The 16,669-nt window shown below is 73.2% G+C and carries 14 protein-coding genes; 2 read left to right on the forward strand and 12 right to left on the reverse strand.

The window, feature by feature from the left end; translation table 11 throughout:
• Positions 1-7: 7 nt before the first annotated feature.
• From ACFYRY_RS29050 to ACFYRY_RS29105, 12 genes are all read right to left on the reverse strand, one after another.
• The gene (locus ACFYRY_RS29050; RefSeq protein WP_389151878.1) at positions 8-1,435 is read right to left on the reverse strand and encodes an NADase-type glycan-binding domain-containing protein; all 1,428 of its coding nucleotides are present in this window, start codon (positions 1,433-1,435) and stop codon (positions 8-10) included.
• Entirely contained in the window at positions 1,432-1,989 is a 558-nt protein-coding gene (locus tag ACFYRY_RS29055; protein ID WP_389151881.1) for a phage tail protein, read from the reverse strand. Before ACFYRY_RS29055 ends, ACFYRY_RS29050 begins: the two co-directional genes overlap by 4 nt.
• Positions 1,986-3,959, reverse strand: coding sequence for a putative baseplate assembly protein (locus tag ACFYRY_RS29060; RefSeq protein WP_389151884.1), 1,974 nt, complete (start codon positions 3,957-3,959; stop codon positions 1,986-1,988). The genes ACFYRY_RS29055 and ACFYRY_RS29060 overlap by 4 nt, the downstream gene beginning before the upstream one ends.
• On the reverse strand, positions 3,959-4,402 hold the full coding sequence (locus ACFYRY_RS29065) for a GPW/gp25 family protein (protein ID WP_356773903.1): 444 nt from the start codon (positions 4,400-4,402) through the stop codon (positions 3,959-3,961). Before ACFYRY_RS29065 ends, ACFYRY_RS29060 begins: the two co-directional genes overlap by 1 nt.
• 55 nt (positions 4,403-4,457) lie before the next feature.
• On the reverse strand, positions 4,458-6,362 hold the full coding sequence (locus tag ACFYRY_RS29070) for a VgrG-related protein (RefSeq protein ID WP_389151887.1): 1,905 nt from the start codon (positions 6,360-6,362) through the stop codon (positions 4,458-4,460).
• Complete coding sequence (locus tag ACFYRY_RS29075; protein ID WP_389151889.1) at positions 6,362-7,087, reverse strand: peptidase M23; 726 nt, start codon at positions 7,085-7,087, stop codon at positions 6,362-6,364. The genes ACFYRY_RS29070 and ACFYRY_RS29075 overlap by 1 nt, the downstream gene beginning before the upstream one ends.
• 14 nt (positions 7,088-7,101) lie before the next feature.
• On the reverse strand, positions 7,102-7,527 hold the full coding sequence (locus ACFYRY_RS29080; RefSeq protein WP_389151892.1) for a phage tail protein: 426 nt from the start codon (positions 7,525-7,527) through the stop codon (positions 7,102-7,104).
• Positions 7,528-7,624: 97 nt separating this feature from the next.
• Positions 7,625-8,302, reverse strand: a complete 678-nt coding sequence (locus ACFYRY_RS29085) for an extensin (protein WP_389151894.1) — start codon at positions 8,300-8,302, stop codon at positions 7,625-7,627.
• A gap of 3,030 nt (positions 8,303-11,332) precedes the next feature.
• Positions 11,333-11,491, reverse strand: a complete 159-nt coding sequence (locus ACFYRY_RS29090) for a DUF6760 family protein (RefSeq protein WP_356773893.1) — start codon at positions 11,489-11,491, stop codon at positions 11,333-11,335.
• A complete protein-coding gene (locus tag ACFYRY_RS29095; RefSeq protein WP_389151897.1) occupies positions 11,488-11,973 on the reverse strand; it encodes a hypothetical protein in 486 nt (161 codons plus the stop codon). Before ACFYRY_RS29095 ends, ACFYRY_RS29090 begins: the two co-directional genes overlap by 4 nt.
• Positions 11,973-12,416, reverse strand: a complete 444-nt coding sequence (locus tag ACFYRY_RS29100) for a phage tail protein (RefSeq protein ID WP_356773890.1) — start codon at positions 12,414-12,416, stop codon at positions 11,973-11,975. The genes ACFYRY_RS29095 and ACFYRY_RS29100 overlap by 1 nt, the downstream gene beginning before the upstream one ends.
• A 51-nt stretch (positions 12,417-12,467) precedes the next feature.
• On the reverse strand, positions 12,468-14,057 hold the full coding sequence (locus tag ACFYRY_RS29105; RefSeq protein WP_389151900.1) for a phage tail sheath family protein: 1,590 nt from the start codon (positions 14,055-14,057) through the stop codon (positions 12,468-12,470).
• Between the two features lie 243 nt (positions 14,058-14,300).
• Here ACFYRY_RS29105 and ACFYRY_RS29110 point away from each other — a divergent pair, with 243 nt between their 5' ends.
• Both ACFYRY_RS29110 and ACFYRY_RS29115 read left to right on the forward strand, forming a co-directional pair.
• Positions 14,301-15,005, forward strand: coding sequence for a DUF4157 domain-containing protein (locus ACFYRY_RS29110; RefSeq protein ID WP_389151903.1), 705 nt, complete (start codon positions 14,301-14,303; stop codon positions 15,003-15,005).
• A gap of 189 nt (positions 15,006-15,194) precedes the next feature.
• Positions 15,195-16,631 carry a hydrolase gene (locus ACFYRY_RS29115; RefSeq protein ID WP_389151906.1) on the forward strand — a complete coding sequence of 479 codons (1,437 nt, stop codon included), beginning with the start codon at positions 15,195-15,197 and terminating at the stop codon, positions 16,629-16,631.
• Positions 16,632-16,669: the final 38 nt, after the last annotated feature.

The following is a 16,669-nucleotide window of genomic DNA, read 5'->3' on the forward strand; positions in this document are numbered from 1 at the left end:
GGTGCGGTCAGGACGAGTTCGCGCTCGACCGGCCGAAGAACTCGATCTCGGCGATGGACACCTGCTTGCTGCCGGAGGTCTTGAAGGCCGAATCGATGGTGAAGCGGACCTTGGTGACCTCACCGACGCGGAACGCGCGGCGCTGGCCGCCCGAGGACTGGTCCAGGGTGAGCTGCCGGGTCGTCGTACTGCCGTCCTTCGTGGTGATGGTCGCCGTGAGGCGGTGCGGCAGCGCCGCCTTGGTGCGGTCCTCGGGGCGGGTGGAGACGCCCGATGTGATGATCACGTCCAGCAGCCGGGTCGGCTCGTCGAAGCTGGCCTCGATCCACTCGCCCTTCCCCGACCCTCCTACGCCCGGGCCCCACCAGGTGTTGTTGAGCATGTCGAAGGCCAGTTCGGGCTTGTGCTGCGGGTAGGAACGCGACGCGGCGACCCGGTCCGGGGGGATCGGGGCGCGCTTGGCGAAGTGGTCCCGGGTGCCCTGGACGGCGTCCGGGATGTAGATCGCGGCGGTGATCAGGAGCGCGAGGACCACCGCGGCCGTGACCCAGGTGACCACGCGGTCGAAGGTCCGCCGCAGCCGGGGGCGGTCTCCGGCCCACGGGATCTCGCCGTTGCCGAAGCCGAACAGGCGGCGCCACCACGGGCGGTGGCGCTCCGGTGCGCGGTCGTCCCCGGTCATCGGCATCGCGCAGCGTGCGCAGTAGTGCCGGCCGGGCCGGTTGGGGGTGGCGCACCACGGGCAGGGCGGCCCGTTCTCGGCGCCCTGCTCCGGTCCGGGCGCCCGCACCTGCGGCCGGTCCGCCACCGGACGGCCCGGCAGCACCGGCGCGACGGGCTGCGGCGCCGGATGCTGGGCTTCCGGATCGGCGACGGGGACGAGCAGGGAACGGGCGCGGGCGGCCATGGTGTCCCCGAGCGCGGGAGACGCGGGAGACGCCGGGGACGCGGTCGTGGGGACGGGTTCGGTGGGTGCCGTGTCGTCGGGTGCGGGGTGGGTGGAGTAGGGGTTGGGGGGCGCAGGCTGCCGGGCGGGGTCGGCGTCGGGATCGGGGCCGGGGTGCGGGGTGCTTGAGGGGTGGGTGTGTCCCGCGCTCACGGGGTCGGCGCTCGCGCGTTCCGGGGCCGTGCGGGCCGGGTCTGTGCGGTCGGTGTCCGTGCGGGGGACGTCGGCGGGTGCCGGGCGGTCACCGGACGCGGTGGGGCCCCCGCTCACCGTGGCCGTGCCGACCGCCCCGGCGGCGGCGCCCGCACCGTCGTTCGGGCCGGCTCCCGTGGCGACCCCTCCGGACCGCCCGCCGGACCGCTCGCCGGACCGTTCCGCCGTACCTGTCCGTCCCCGGTCCGTCCAGCTCAGTACGGCGCCGCACGCGTCGCAGAACGACTGGCCCGGTTCTGCCCTGGTGCCGCACTCGGCGCAGTTCTGGGTGGTCATCTCTCCGGAATCCTTTCGGCCGCGGTCACCTTGACCGTGTACGGCATATGGGCGGGGCGGGCGGCCGCCACGAGGGCGTCCAGGCGGTGTTCGTCGGCCGGGCCCGGGTCGGGCAGCCGGACGGTGACATGAAGGTGGGGGCGGGGCGCGCCGGGGACCGGGCCGAGCGGGCGGGCGCTCCAGGCGGCACCGCCGCTCTCGGAGATCTCCGGTTCCACGCCGAACGCGAGCCGTACCGCCTCCGCGAGGCCCCGCCGGGTGCCTCGGACCCGGTGCAGGTACGCGGCGGCGGCGACGGCGGCCCGCAGCCTCCGCTCCGGTTCGGTGCCGTCGGTCTCGGCGCCGACCCAGCCGGACAGCCAGCGGGTGAAGTCGACCGGCGCCAGGGCCGGGTCGAAGTAGGCGGGCAGGCAGTCGAGGACGTTCAGGATCGGCGCGATCACCTCGTCGAGCCCGGCGACGAAACGCTGCGCGAGGTCGTCGTCGGCGAACACCGCGGGCAGCATCATCCCGATCGGCGCGGACGAGCCGAGCCCGTCGACGGATCCCCTCATCGGCCGGCCCCCTCGGACCCGTCGCCGATCACCCGGACGCGGTGGTCGTAGGAGAACACCAGCGCCGGTGCGTCCAGGTCGATGCGGTCGGTCGCGTCGCCGCGTTTGCCGGTGAGGGGGTCCGCGGGGTGCAGGGTGACCTGGTCGACCAGCTCCACTCCTGGCACCCGCTGCAGTACCGCGAAGACCTCACCGGACTGCACCGGCCGGCCGAACGGCCAGCCCCGCCCGTCCGTGCCGCCGGTCAACGGGTCGAGGTGGCGGTAGAGGGCGTCGTGGGCCTGGCGGCGCACCCGGTCGGTGTCGACCCCGCGGAACGCGTGCACGGTGGCGACGACCGTGACCCCTTGGTAGTAGGGCGGTCCGACCGCCAACCTCGTCCCGATCAGGCGGCGTTCGTCCAGGTGCCGGGTTATGCGCTCCAACAGGGCGTCACCGGGCACGAGTTGCTCGAAACGCAGTCGGCCGCCCGGGTCCGGAACGGCCTGCGGCACCACCAACACCCGTACCGCGTACGCCCCGTGCTCGCCCTCCTGGCCCTCCAGGCAGGTGATGCGCGCGGTCTCCGGCGCGGCACGGCGGGCCAGCTCCTCGTAGTCCCGCAGGGTCACCGCCCGCTCCTGGGCGCGCAGCGTGATGGGCGCGCGGACCTTCGCCTCGTCCACGGTCTCGCCGTCGACCCCGCCACGCGCGGCCTCCCGGTTGACGACCTCCGAGACGTACGGCACGGAGGTGCGCAGCACCTGCACGGCGCCCCGGGCCACGTTGCCCGCCCGGCCGCCGCCGGTGCGGTAGCGGCGGGCGCGGATCACCGCGCCCTTGGGGGCGACGGCGCCGTACTGGCGCAGGGTGCCGTCGGGTTCGCGTACGGACGGGCCGAACGCGATCTCGCCGGTGGCGGCGTCGAGGGTGAGGTGACGGTCGTGCGGGCCGGACGCGGCGAAGTGCGGGACGACCTGCCAGTCCGTCCAGCCCTCGTGTTCGGCGGTCTGCAGGAGCAGAGGCGGGTCGTCCCCCACGACCGGCGCGTGGGCCAGCCGCAGCCGCTGGCCGGGCAGTCCCGTCGACTCGCCGAGGGCCTCGTCGTACACCGTCTCGGCGTGCACGGCGGGCGCGGTGCCCCCGATGGTGAAGGCGTCCGCCGAGCGGACCGTCGGGGAGGTGGTGTAGAAGGGCTGGGCCGGCAGCGGTTCGGTGACGCGGCAGCGCAGCCAGCCCGCTTCCTGGCCGCCGGAGCGGGACAGGACGTGGCCGCCGGGGATGTGCAGGACCACCTCGCCGGGCCGGTTGAGGCCGCCGGTGCCGTCGCGGTCCACCTCGCAGGCCTGCCAGCCGTCCTCCGTCCACGCCTCCCACACCAGCGGCGGCTGGCGCGGGTCGACGCCGACGCCGTCCACCCTGCTGTCCAGCTCCAGGGCGAGGGCGCAGTGCGGGACGGCGGAGCTCAGTCCGAGCAGCATGCAGTCACCGACCCGGGGTGACTCGGCGAAGCACAGCAGGTCCTTGCCCTCGACGAGGTCCGTGGTCCGGTCGACCACCGCCTCACCCTTGAGCTGGACCACCAGATACGTCAACGAGCACGGCACGACGGCCAGTTCGCGTTCGGTGGCGAAGACGACCGCCTCCTCGCTCTCGGTACGGACCGTCGCCACCTCAGTGCCCACCGGCAGCAGTACCGGCTCCTCCTGCGGTGCCGACAGCCAGAACGTGACGTCCGTACGGGCCGCGGAGGGCGGGAAGAGACGGATGCCGACCAGGTCCAGGAACGCGAGATGGTTCTTGTCCGGGACGCGGTTGAGCCGGTAGACGATCTGGTCGGCCATGTGGGCCACCGTCTCGACCAGGGTCACGCCCGGGTCGGAGACGTTGTGGTCGGTCCACTCCGGGGCGCGCTGCTGGATGTAGCGCTTGGCGTCGTCGACGAACTGCTGGAAGCGGCGGTCGTCGAGGTTGGGGGAGGGCAGGGCCATCAGCGGTCGCTTTCAGGGGAGTTGCCGGGGCCGTCGGACGAGCCCGGCTCCTCGTGGGAGGGGATGACATAGAAGGGGAAGACGAGACTGCGCGGGTTGTTGGTGCCGCGGATCGAGTAGCGGACGTCGATGAACAGCACGCCCTGTTCGGCGCCGGCGCTGACCTCGACGTCATTGACCTCGATACGCGGCTCCCAGCGGTCGAGACTGGCGTACACCTCGTGCTGGATACGGCCCGCGGTGGCCTCGTTGACCGGCGCGAACACCAGGTCGTGGATGGCGCAGCCGAACTCCGGGCGCATCGGCCGCTCGCCCGGCGCGGTGGCCAGCACCAGCCGGATCGCCTCCTCGATCTCCCGTTCCCCGCTGACCAGGGCGATGCCTCCGGTGGGCCCGATGCGCAACGGGAACGCCCATCCGGATCCGACGAACTGCTCGGCCATCAGAGGGCCACCCGCCTTTCTCTGTCACGACATCTCTCGTCCGACCGCTTCGCCGTCACGGCAGCGGATACGGCTTGTTGTTGACCAGCACCACGCCCTGCAGCAGCAGCGTGGCGGCGCGAATGCCGACGTTCGCGATGGAGTTGACCTGGAGGGTGCCGCCCGAGCTGATCATCGTGGCGCCCACCGCCTTGAGGTTGAGGGCGCCCATCGCGTCCACCGTCACCGCGCCGCCGAGCGACTTGAGGTTGACGATGCCGCGGCCCTGCATGGTGAGCATTCCGCCGCTCTTGATGGTCAGGTTCCGCCGTGCGCTCAGCGAGAGGTCGGTGCCGGCCTCGATGGACACCGAGCGGCTGCCTTTGATGCTGACCGAGCCCTTGCTGTCGACGGTGATCTCGGTCTGCGCCCGGTCCAGGTTGATGACGAGTTTGTCGTCGCCGCTGGTCAGCCGTACGCCCTTCTTGCCGCCGGTCCGCTGGCTGAGCAGGTCCAGGCGGTTGCCCTCGCGGTCGGACAGGGTGTGCCGGGAGGCGCGCTGCCGGGCGCCGTCGTGCAGGGGCACGTCCTTGACGGGGGTCGGCTTGTCCTTGCCGTTGTAGAGGCCGCCGATGACGTACGGGTGGTCCAGGGCGCCCCGGTCGAAGCCGACCAGCACCTCGTCGCCGACGTCGAGGGGGAAGATCGAGCCGCCGCGTTTGCCGCCCCACTGCACGACACGCGTCCAGTCGCTGACGTAGGCGTCGTCGAGCCAGGGGAACTGGAGCTTGACGCGCCCCTGCCTGAGGGGGTCCCGGACGTCGGTGACCAGGGCGTTGGCGGTGCCGGGCAGCCGCAGGCCGTTGCCGGTGCCGCCGCCACCGGAGGACAGCCCGTACAGCGAACGCCACTGCCGTCCGCTGACGGTGACCCAGGCCTCGTAGTGCTTGCCGTCGCCGAACACGTGCCGTACGGAGGTCGCCGTGTACTTGCCCTCGAAGGGCGGGCCGACGTCGGCGAGGGTGACCGGCAGGCCGGGCCGCAGCTTGGGTGTGCCGCGCGCGATGACCTCCAGCTCGGCGAACGAGCCGGTGACGTCGTCGGCGAGCGCCTCGGCGGCGAACTTCACCTCCGACTGCCGGTCGTACGGCGTCTGCGGGTCGACGAGCTTGGCCGGTTTGAACTTGGCCGCCGCTTCACCGGGCGTGGTGCCGATGCTGATGCCCGGGTTGGAGGTGGCGGGCGCGGTCGCGGTGAGCTTCTTCTTCGTCGTCACGTCCCAGCCGCGGGTCTCGACGGTGTTGACCTGCTCGGCGGCGGTCACCGAGGCCCGCAGCCGCAGGATGTCGGTGCCGGCCTCCAGGACGAACGGGCTCTTGTCGCCGGGCGTGCTGACCGCCGGGGCGCCGGACGCCGGGTCCGGCTTCACGAACTGGAACTTCCCCTGCGAGTCGACCGACATGACCATCTCGTTCTCGTCGGCGAGGCGGGCCAGGAAGTCCCAGTCGGTCACGTTGGCCTGGCTGATGAACTCGTACACCGTCTTCGTCGACTGGATCCGCCCGATCGGGACGCCGTCCTGGGCGGCCAGTTTCCGGGCGATGTCGGAGGCGCTCTGGTTGCGGTAGGCGGCCACCCGGCGCTGCCGCATCAGCCGGTGCCCGTGGTCGTAGCCGCGGATGACGGTGAAGGAGCCGGTGCCGTCGTAGTCGGCCTCCAGGCCGCTCACCTCACCCGTCAGCAGCGGGTCGGATCCGCCCTTGCCGTCGGCGATGGGGGTGATCACCACCGGCGTGCCGAACTTCACGCCGAGTTTGCCGAGGACCAGCCGGTAGGGGTCGCGGAAGGTGAGCCGGAACGCGGCCGGCACTCCGAGTCCCTGGTCGACCCAGCCGTCCACCAGCAGCGGCGCGAAGTCCGGGGGCAGCGGACGGCCGCCGAGGGTGACCTGGATGACGCTGGAGTAGGCGGACTGCACCATCAGAAACGCACCTCCTCGGCGGCGGGCAGGACGAGTTCGATGCCGGTGGGCAGCCTGCTCGGGTCGTCGATGCCGTTGGCCTCGGCGATCGACCGCCAGGCGGACGCCTCGCCGTACTCGCGCCACGCGAGGGACTGGAGGGAGTCGCCGGCCACCACCCGGTGCACCCGCTGGGCGGTCAGCGCGCCGGACGTCGGGTTCTGCCCCTTGGTCTTGCTGGGGATCTCGTGCAGGTTCACCTGACAGGTGGCGCGGATCGGCACCCCGGTCGTCCCGAACAGGGAGTACGTGGCCTCGACGCTGCTGACGTAGGCGGTGAACCGGGCCGTGGAGAAGGAGCCCCACTGGAAGACCACCCAGGGCGGGGAAGGCTGCTTGGCCGCGATGCTCTTGGTGGTCACCTCGCAGCACTCCAGCAGCGACTCCACCTTCTTGAGCACGCTGTTGCTGCTCGGCTCGGCGGAGGAGTCCAGGAAGATCTCGACGGTCATCTCGCGCGGCTCGGGCCCCATGAACTCCGGTGTGGCGCCGTCCCGTACGGCCGGTGTCGGCGTCGCCTTCCACTGGGAGCGGCGCGACAGTGACAGCTGCGACGGGTTGAAGTCGAACGCGAACGACTTGATCAGTCCGCCCGGCTTGGTGCTCGTCCCCACCGGCGGTTCGTGGATCGCGAGGGTGGCGCGGACCAGGCTCTTGCCCGCACCGCCCTTGTTTCCCTTGGCCATGGTCGTTGCTCCCGTCAGTCCGTGAACCCGTGGTGGGCGATCTCCAGGACCTCGGTCGCGACCCCCGGACTGGCCGGATCCAGGGACGGTCCCTTCCAGCTGACCGGCAGCACGTCGATCAGGCCCCACCGGGCCACCTCCGAACCGTCCGCGCGCAGCGCGGCGATCTGGGCGGTGGGGCGGGTGACGCCGGTGGTGACCGAGGAGATCCACTTGGCGACCTTGGTGGTGTCCGGGGTGAGCGGACGGGTCAGCCGGATCGTGGAGAAGGTGACACGGGAGGGGAGTTGCCAGACGAAGCCGTTGTTGCCGCCCTCCTGCCGGTGCTCGACCTCCACCTGGGACGACAGCCCCTCACACCCGTTGAAGTAACCGAGGCTCTCGCCGTCGATGGTCAGGGTGAAGAAGATGGTGGAGCCCGGGTCGAGATCGCGGGACATCGCGGGGGCCTTTCTGGGGGCGGGCGGGTTCTACGGGGTGGTGCGCTGCGCTGCGGTGAGGGGGGGCGGTGGTGGGTGGTGGGTGGTGTGGTGCGGGTCAGCCGCGGGGGTCGCGGAGTCTGCCGATGCGTTCCCGGTCGAGGCGTAGTTCGGTGCGCAGGAGCCGGGTGATGCGGCCGGTCAGGCGGTGCGTGAGCTCGTCGAGCTGGAAGTCGGTCAGGGCACGGGGGTCGAAGGCGTCCTTGGGGACCGCCGAGTACGAGGGCGGCGGCGTCGGGCCAGGGCTGTAGGCCGGCGGAGGCGCTCCCTCGGAGTAGGGGGGCGGGCTGCCGGAGGGTGAGTACGGGGGCGGCGGGGTGGCGGGCGGGGCCGCCGCGAGGGTGGGGCTCGGGGCGGCGGGGGCCCTCTCGGGGGTGCGCTGGATGGCGGGGGCCTGCGTGGCGGGGGCGGCGGCGGGCCGGGGGCTCGCCGAGGGGGCGGTGCTCTGCGCCGACGCGTGCTGGGGGTGGACGACGGGCCGGGGTTCGGCACCGGGTGCGGTACGACGCAGCGGTACGGCCGTCGGGGTGGGGCGGCGCTGGATGGTGGGTGCGGTCGGTGCGGTCGGTGCGGTGGGGGCTGTCGGTGCTGCTGCTGGTGGGCGGGGTGGGGTCTGCGGGGTGGGCTTCATGGGTGTCGGGGTGGTGCTGGTCGCGGCGGAGGGGGTGGTGGGGGCGGTGGGGGCCGCCGGGGTGGTGAAGGGGAAGGGCGCGGGGGTGGGTGTGGGTGCGGGCACGGGGTGGCCTTCGGCTGCGGATGGTGACTGGGCGCGCGGCGGGAGCGGGGTCGCGGCGCGAGGGGTCGTGAGCGCGGTGGGGAGAAACGGGGCCCCGGGCGCCGAACTCCGCGCGCCTGCTGGGCGGGTGGCGGCGGTGCGCTGCACGGCGGGCACCGCTCCCGTACTGCCGAGCGGCGTCGCGTCGACGGGGCGGGAGGAGAGAGGGGCGCCGAGCGGGGGACGAGCGGCTGACGCGGGGGCGTGGCGGACGGCCGGTGCGGTACGGGTTCGCGGCGGGGCGGGGGTGGCGTGCGGAAGGGGGGCGCCCAGGGCGGAGGTGCGCTGGACCGGGGGCAGTGGCCGTGCGTCCCGTCGTTCTCGTGGAATCCGTGGGCTCTTCGGGCTCTGTGTCGTAGCGCCGGGTTCGGTGGGCGGGGGCCCGGAGGCCGGGAGCGAGGCCTCGACGGACGGCGGGGCTTGAACGGGCGTGCCCGTCGTGGTGCCCACGCGGGCGGACGATGTCCGTTGCGGCGCGGGTGCGGTGGCCTGCTCGGTGGATGGCGTGGGCCGCGGGGGTGAGGGGGTGGCTCGTTGTACGTGCGGTGTGGTTCGCGGAGTGGATGAAGTCCCATGCGGGGCAGGCGAGGTGGCCTGTCGGGTGGCCGGTGCCGGCTGCGGGACCGGAGGCGTGGCGTGCGGGCCGTGCGACGTCCTCTGCGGTGTGGGTGAGTCTGACGGCTCGGCAGCGGCGGCGGGGGTGGGCTGAGGGACCGGCCGACTTCCCTGTGGGGCGTTCACGGTGGGGTGCTCGGACGAGGGGGAGGCTTGCCGCGCCGACGAGGTGGCCCGTTGGACGGAGGGCGTGGCCTGTGGGGTCGGCGGCGTGCCGGGTGCGGCGGCAGAGGGACTCGGCGAGGTGGACGGGGCGCCCTGGGGGGCGGCTGCGGGACGGGGCGGGCTGGGTGAAGTCCCGGGCGGGGCAGGCGCGGTGGATCGCTGGGCGGAGGGTGCGGTCGCTGCCGTCGGTGCGGGCGACGTGGGCGAAGTCCCGGGCGGGGCAGGCGCGGTGGATCGCTGCGCGGTGTGCGTGCCCCCGAGGGTGACCGGGGCCTCCGGCGGGGTGGTCGGCGTGCCTGGGGAGGCGGGCGCGGCCGTCTGCGGCGGGGGTGCCGCCCGGTGCGGGGCAGGCGCGGGCGACTGCTGGGCGGAGGGCGCGGTCGGTGCGGTCCTCGAGGTGACCTGCGAGGCGGTCGGGGGGCGCGGCGGGGTGGTGGACGAGCCTTGGGGCGCTGGCGAAGTCCGGTGCGGGGCGGGCGCGGTGGATCGCTGGGCGGAGGGCGTGCCCGGAGGGGCGGGCGTGGTTCCTCGTAGTGCGGGCCCGGTGGAGCGGGAGGTCTGCGGGGCCGGGGGTGTGGATGGATGGGCGGACGGCGTGGTCGTAGGTGTGCCGTGCGAGGCGGGGGCGGGTAACTGCGTGTCGGTGGGGGTGTCCGGGGAGGCGGGCGTGGCCTCCTGCGCCGTCGGTGAAGTAGGTGAAGTCCCTTGTGACACCGGCCCGGTGGCGGTGACGGGCTGGGGATTCGATGGGGTGGACCGCTGGATGGAGGGCCGGGTCCGCGGGGCGGTGGGCGAGGCCGGAGGTGTGCCTTGAGGGGTGTACGGCGTGCTCGGTCCGGTGGCCCCGGTGGCCTCCCGCTCGGTGGACGGTGAGGTCTGCGGGACCGTCGGTTGACCGGTCGGTGGAGGCGAGGGGCGTTGTTTCACGTGAAACAGCGCCTCGCTGGCCCCGTAGGACCCCGGCACGTCCCCCCGTGGGGCCGGCGCACCCAAGCCCGCGCGACGCGGCGACGCGGTGGACGCGGTGGACGAGGCGCTCCGCTGGACGCTCGGGACCGAACCGGCCGCCGAAGAAGCCGACTTGGGTGCGGTGGGCGCAGCCGTGGAGGTCTCCCCGGCGTTCACCGATCGCTGCACGGCAGCCGACGCGTCGGACGCATCACCGGTCGGGCCGGGCCGCACAGACGGTGTCCGTTGGATGGCCGCTGCCCCCGTGTCGTACTCCCGGACCGGACCGTCCGACGCGGGCAGGCCACCGGCATCCGGCAGTGGGACGCTGCCCCGAGCGGGCTCCTTGCCGGTGGCCGTCCCGCCGCCACCGGTCTCCCCGCCGCCGCCCGCTTCTGAGCTCCCGCCCGCGGCGGCCCCGGAAGGCGCGGGCGTGCCCGGTATCCGGGCGGGCAGCGTGCGCCGCTGTACCGGAGGCGTGGTCGACCTGGTCAGCGAGGCCGGTGGCGTGGTGGGGCGGGGCGGTGCCGGGGGTGTCGGGAGTACGCGGATACCCCGTCTCTGTACGGGAGGAGCCGGGTCGGCCGGTGGCGGCGGTGCGGTCACCGGCTGGACGGGGACGGGCTGTTCCACCGACCTCGCAGGACTCGAGGGGCCGACCCAACCGGCAGAACCCGCAGCGTCGGCGGTACGGGCAGAGCCCGCAGCGCCCGCGGAACCAGCAGAGCCCGCAGCGCCCGCGGAACCGACAGACCCCACAGCGCCCCAAAAGCCCGCAGGGATCGCAGCACCCGTAAAACCCGCAGAATCCACAGCACTCGTAGAACCGGCAGAGCCCCCGGCCCCCGCAGAGCCAACCGAACCTCTTGCCCCCGTACCCGCGGCCCCCGCCCGTTCCGCGGGGCGCGCCGGTGCGGACAGTCGGTTGACCGTCAGCCCGTCCGGTGCCGTGTTCAGGACGACATGCGGGCGCGGGTCGCCGAAGGAGGGGTTGCGCCAGGTGGCCAGGCGGTTGCCGAAGTCGGTGTCGGCCACCCCCGACGTGCCCCGGGCCGACCGTTGGATGGGCGGCAGGGAGGGCCAGGCGGCCGGGCGCGGTCGCACCGCGTCGGCTGGCGTGGGACCAGTCGGCGCGTAACCGCCCTCGGTCTCGCCCCGCCCAGCGCTCTCCGTGCCGGCGGCCGCCTGCGGGCCGGCGACCGGACTGGCCCCCGGACGGGCGCTCGCCCCCCGGCCCCGGAATCGGTCCAGAAGCCCCATGGCTCAGCCCTCCGCCCCGCCCCGCGTCACCAGGGACGCGATGCGGTCGGCGTAGCGGCGCCGGTCGTGGTGTTCCAGGTCCAGGATCTCGTCCTGGCTCCAGTGGAAGTGGAAGGCGACGTACGCGATCTCCTCGTGCAGCCGGTCGGTCGCGTACGTCACGATTCCCCCAGGCGGCTCCCGCCGAGTTCCACCTCGAAGGGCTCCGCGCAGTGCGGGCACTCCACCGAGGCGCGGGTGTGGCCCTCGGCGTTGATCTGGCGGTAGAAGTCCTGGAGGAACGCCAGGTCGGAGGCGAACATGTTCTCCACGATCCCGTCGTGCACCATCGGCAGCGTGCCCAGGCGGGCGATGACCCGGCCCAGCAGCACCACCGACAGGTACGCGGGGTTCTCCTGGACGCGGATGTCCCGCAACGGCACGAGTTCGTCCCGTGCCGTCGCCAGCCGCATCACACCGTCCCGGTGGACCGTGCCCGCCTCGTCGACGTAGCCGCGGGGCAGCTCGAAGGGGAACTCCGTCTGCAGGCGGTACGCCGGTGCCGTCGGCGCGGGAGCGGAAACGGGCGCCGGGGCGGGCACGGCGGCGGGCGCCGGAGCGACCTGCTCCCCGCCCGCCGCCGCCCGTACAGCGGTACGCCGCATTACTCGATGACCAGTTCTTCGAACGTGATCGTCACGGTCTCGGTCAGCGCCGAGGCCTCACCGGCCTTCACCGTGCTGGTGTCGATCTTGCTGCACCAGGCGTTGCGCATGTTGTACCGCTTGACCGGGTTGTTCTGGTAGTCCATCACCATGATCGTGGCGTTCTTGCGGGCGCTGCCCATCACACCGTTGATCGACTCGGTGATCCAGGTGTTGAACGCCGCGGACTGCGTCATACCGCGTACGACCGTGCAGGTACCGGCCTTCTTCACGCCCGGCAGCTTCTTGGTGACGGGCTTGCCCTGCGCGGAGACCTGCTGGTACTCGATGACGTCCTGTTCCAGGCTGAGGCCGCTGACCTCGGCGAGGTACTCGACCATCACGCCGTCGATCTGCAGCCCGAAATTGTGCGAAGTGAGGGCGTCACCCGGCTGGAGACTCATCTGTTCGTCCTTCTAGGGGAGTTGACTCGATGTGCGGGAGCGGAGGCGCGGCTACTCCTCCAGCTCCCCGTTGCCGCTGGAGAACTGGGCCAGCCGGAAGATCACGAACTCGGCGGGCTTGACCGGCGCGATGCCGATCTCGCACACCACCCGGCCGACGTCGACCGACTCCGGCGGGTTGGACTCCTCGTCGCACTTGACGTAGAAGGCGTCCTCGGGCTTGGCGCCGAACAGGGCGCCCGCACGCCACTCGTTGACCAGGAACGCCGAGACGTTGCGCCGGATCCGGGCCCACAGGGCGTGGTCGTTCGGCTCGAACACCACCCACTGGGTGCCGATCAGGATCGACTCCTCCAGGTAGTTGAAGTACCGGCGGACGTTCAGGTAGCGCCAGGCCGGGTCGGACGACAGGGTGCGGGCACCCCAGATCCGGATGCCGCGGCCGGGGAAGGCGCGGATGCAGTTGACGCCGATCGGGTTGAGCAGGTCCTGCTCGCCCCGGGTGATCTGGATCTCCAGGTCGACGGCGCCGCGGACGACCTCGTTCGCCGGGGCCTTGTGCACGCCGCGCTCGGAGTCGTTGCGGGCCCACACACCGGCCACGTGGCCGCTCGGCGGGACCAGTCGGGCCTGGCCGGTGGCCGGGTCGAAGGACTTGATCCAGGGGTAGTACAGGGCCGCGTACTTGGAGTCGTAGCCGGCCGTCTCCTGGCGCCAGACCCGGATCTGACGGGCGTTCATGCTCGGCGGCGGGTCGATGATGGCGACCCGGTCGCCCATCAGCTCGCAGTGCGCGATCAGGCCGAGCTGCACGGCCTTGACGGCCTCCAGGTCGATCGCGCCGCGCTGGTAGGCGGCCATCAGGTCGGGCACCGCGACCATGGAGATCTCGTCGACCGCCTCCAGGCCGCCGAAGCCGGTGCGGTCGGCGCTGTCGCCGAGGTACTGCGCCGGGCCCACGGACTGCGCGGGCGGCTCCTCGACACCGGCCGGGACGGCGGGCGGCGCGGCCAGCGCGATCGTCTGGTTGTCCGGGCGGGCCAGCTGCGCGGCCGGCGCGGCCTCCGCCACGGTGATGAGCTTGGAGCGCTCCTTGACCTGCGTGACGACGTAGTTGCGGTTGCCCTTCTTGGCCGTCACGTCGAACGTCTCGACCGGCCTGTCGCCGTCCTTGACGATCAGCTTGAACCGCTCGGCGGGACCCTCGCCCTCCGGGTCGGCGACCTCCACGCTCAGCGGGTTGCCGTTCTGGCCCGTCGCGTTGGCGGTCACGGCGAACGTGCCGAGCTGCCTGGGCTCACCGGCGGGCAGCGCGGCCGGGGCGGCCGAACCGGACACCGCGGCCGGCGCGGCCGAGTCGCCGGAGGCGCCCGCCGAGGAACCGCCCACCCGGACGACGTACGCCGCGGAACCGCCGTTGTTGAAGAAGCCGTAGACGGAGTGGGCGAGGTAGTACCCGTCGGTGAAGTCACCGAAGGCCGCCACGTACTGCGTCCAGTTGGTCACCAGGGTCGGCTCGTTCAGAGGGCCGGTCGGGGCGAGCCCGACGAAGGCCGCCACCGAGGTGCCCACCCCCTCGATCGGGCGGGAGCCGCTGGCCACCTCCTCGACGTATACGCCGGGCGACAGGTAGGACGGCATAACTGTGCTCTCCTCGGGGTACGAGTCAGGTCGCCTCTCACCTCACGCGCGAAGCGCGTCGGCCGAAACGGCCTCGGGTGCCGGATCGGGGGCAACCCTCCTGCCCTCAAGGGCACTTCTGCGCGGCCTTCGGTCCGTCGGGGTGGGCCCGCTGCCCGCGATGTTGCCCCGGAGGACGTTTCGACCCTCCGGCCCGGTCCGGTAGAGGTGGACGGCCAGTCGTCCGGTGTCGAAGGGAGCGTCGTGCGCGCACACGGAACACGGGCCCAGCAGACCGGTGGCCAGGACCAGGCCCGCCGGGCGAGCGCGCCGAGCGGGCCCGCGCATCGGTTGCTGGCCCTGCAGCGCCTGGCCGGGAACGCGGCCGTGGCCCGCGCCATCGAACAGGAGCGGCACGAGCACGCCCCCGGATGCGGACACGCGCAGTCGCCCGCCGTCCATCAGTCCACCGCGCCGCAGTCGCCCGCCGTCCAGCAGTCCACCGCCCCGCGGTCGCCCGCCGTCCAGCAGTCCACGGACCCGCAGTCGGCCGCCGAGGAGCCGAGCGTGCAGCGGAGTCCGTCGGTGGAGGACGCCGTCGCGTCCCCCTGGCGGCCGCTGGACGCGCGTATCCGGGCGACGGCGGAGCAGGCCTACGGCATGAACCTGGGCCATGTTCGGGTGCACAGCGGCCCGGTCGCGCAGCGCTCGGCGACGGAGCTCGGCGCTCTCGCCTACACCACCGGCGCGCACATCGTCTCCGCGTCCCCGCAGCTGGACGACGAGACGATCTACCACGAGATCGACCACGTCCGGCAGCAGAGCCTGGGCCCCGTGCCCGGCACCGACAACGGCGCGGGCGCGAAGGTCTCCTCCGCCGACGACCCCTTCGAGGTCCAGTCCGCCGCGAACGGCCGACGGCTGGCCCAGGGGGCGGCGCCCGAACTGGGGATCCCCGGGTCCGGTTGACCGGCGGCCGGGGCGACGGACCGCGACCGTGCGGCGGGTGTCCGGGTGTCCGGGTGTCCGGGTGTCCGTCGCCGCCGGCACGGCGGCCCCGGGAAAGGGACTTCCGGGCAGCGCGTGGGTGACTTTCCGCGCCCACCTCTGCCCCTCGGTCCGCTGCCCCGGGCCGGGGACCGGCCGTAGCGTCCTCGCGTGAGCCTGTGGACCTCTCTCGAACCCGCCTCCGCCACCGTCGACCCCGGCAGCAGCACGCGCGTACGCCTGCGGCTGAGAAACACCGGTGACGTCGTCGACGAGTACCGCTTCGAGCCGGTGGGGGCGGTGGCGCCGTGGACGACGGTGGAGCCGCCCACGCTGCGGCTCTATCCGGGCACGACGGGCACGGTGGAGCTGACGTTCGCGCCGCCCCGCACCCCGGACGCGACGGCGGGACCGAATCCGTTCGCGGTGCGGATCACGCCGACCGAGCATCCGGACGCGGTGACCGTCCCGGAGGGCAACCTCACCATCACGCCGTTCAGCGAGGTGCGGGCCGAGCTGGTGCCGCACACGGTGAAGGGGCGGTTCCGGGGACGGCCGCGGCTCGCCATCGACAACCTGGGCAACACCAAGGTCACCGCCTCGCTCAGCGGCAGCGACACCGGGGACCGGCTGTCGTACGAGATCCAGCCGGCCAATGTGCAGATCGAGCCCGGCCGGGCCGCGTTCGTGAACACCACGCTGCGGCCCCGGCAGATCATCTGGTTCGGATCGAAGGAGGAGCAGCCCTACCGGCTCGCGGTGCGCCGGTCGGGCGTCCAGCCGACGGAGGTGGACGGCACCTTCGTGCAGCGGGGGTTCCTGCCGCGCTGGCTGGCGACCGCGCTGAGCATCACGCTCGCCCTGGCGATCGCGTTCGTGATGATCTGGATCTCGTACAAGCCACGGGTGGTCAGCCTGGCGGAGGCGAAGTCCGAGGAGGTAGGCAGCACCCTCGCGCCGCCGAGCCCCACCGCGACACCGACCCCGCCGCCGCAGCCCACCGTGACGCCCCCCGCCCCGGTGGTGGAGAACACGCAGGGCGCGGCGGCCGGCGCGGAGGGCGGCGGGGGCGGAGGCGGAGGCGGCGGAGGCAAGGCCACCGTGACCGCGCGGCCCCCGCAGGACACCGCCGCCACCGCCGTGAACCGCCTGGCCAAGGACGACCCGACCGGCCGGCACATCTGCTACCGCGCCTTCGTGACCGGCGACGGCTGGCAGAAGCCGGTGTGCGACGGCACGTTCTCCGGCACGACGGGCCAGAACAAGCCGATCAAGGCCCTCAACATCGCGGTGTACGGCGCCGGCGGCTCGGCGGCCAACGCCTTCCTCCACAAGCCCGACTCGACCGACGGCAAGGGGCAGTGGTCGCCGTCCTGGACGGCCATCGTCGCCGACGGCAAGAACAACTACATCGGCAGCAGCAAGAAGGACGCGCCGGCCATGCTGGGCTTCGCCATCAACATCGGCAGCGGCCAGGTCTGCCAGACCGCCCGTGTCCACGGCTTCGACTGGGGCCCGCAGGGGTGCGCGGAACAGCGCCCCAAGTACATCTTCGGTGGGGCCCTGGAGAACGACCGCTGGCTCGAAGCCGTCAAGTTCACGATCTGATCGGTGATCGGTGATCGGTGATCGGTGCGGGGGCGTGC

The organism is Streptomyces sp. NPDC005263, assembly GCF_042872365.1.
GTDB lineage: Bacteria > Actinomycetota > Actinomycetes > Streptomycetales > Streptomycetaceae > Streptomyces.

What these genes read in the sequence shown, in the direction of transcription:
- ACFYRY_RS29055 (WP_389151881.1), bottom strand. Translation starts at nt 1,989, where the DNA reads ATGAGGGGATCCGTCGACGGGCTCGGCTCGTCCGCGCCGATCGGGATG.
- ACFYRY_RS29100 (WP_356773890.1), bottom strand. Translation starts at nt 12,416, where the DNA reads ATGAGTCTCCAGCCGGGTGACGCCCTCACTTCGCACAATTTCGGGCTG.
- ACFYRY_RS29065 (WP_356773903.1), bottom strand. Translation starts at nt 4,402, where the DNA reads ATGGCCGAGCAGTTCGTCGGATCCGGATGGGCGTTCCCGTTGCGCATC.
- ACFYRY_RS29060 (WP_389151884.1), bottom strand. Translation starts at nt 3,959, where the DNA reads ATGGCCCTGCCCTCCCCCAACCTCGACGACCGCCGCTTCCAGCAGTTC.
- ACFYRY_RS29070 (WP_389151887.1), bottom strand. Translation starts at nt 6,362, where the DNA reads ATGGTGCAGTCCGCCTACTCCAGCGTCATCCAGGTCACCCTCGGCGGC.
- ACFYRY_RS29095 (WP_389151897.1), bottom strand. Translation starts at nt 11,973, where the DNA reads ATGCGGCGTACCGCTGTACGGGCGGCGGCGGGCGGGGAGCAGGTCGCT.
- ACFYRY_RS29050 (WP_389151878.1), bottom strand. Translation starts at nt 1,435, where the DNA reads ATGACCACCCAGAACTGCGCCGAGTGCGGCACCAGGGCAGAACCGGGC.
- ACFYRY_RS29105 (WP_389151900.1), bottom strand. Translation starts at nt 14,057, where the DNA reads ATGCCGTCCTACCTGTCGCCCGGCGTATACGTCGAGGAGGTGGCCAGC.
- ACFYRY_RS29075 (WP_389151889.1), bottom strand. Translation starts at nt 7,087, where the DNA reads ATGGCCAAGGGAAACAAGGGCGGTGCGGGCAAGAGCCTGGTCCGCGCC.
- ACFYRY_RS29080 (WP_389151892.1), bottom strand. Translation starts at nt 7,527, where the DNA reads ATGTCCCGCGATCTCGACCCGGGCTCCACCATCTTCTTCACCCTGACC.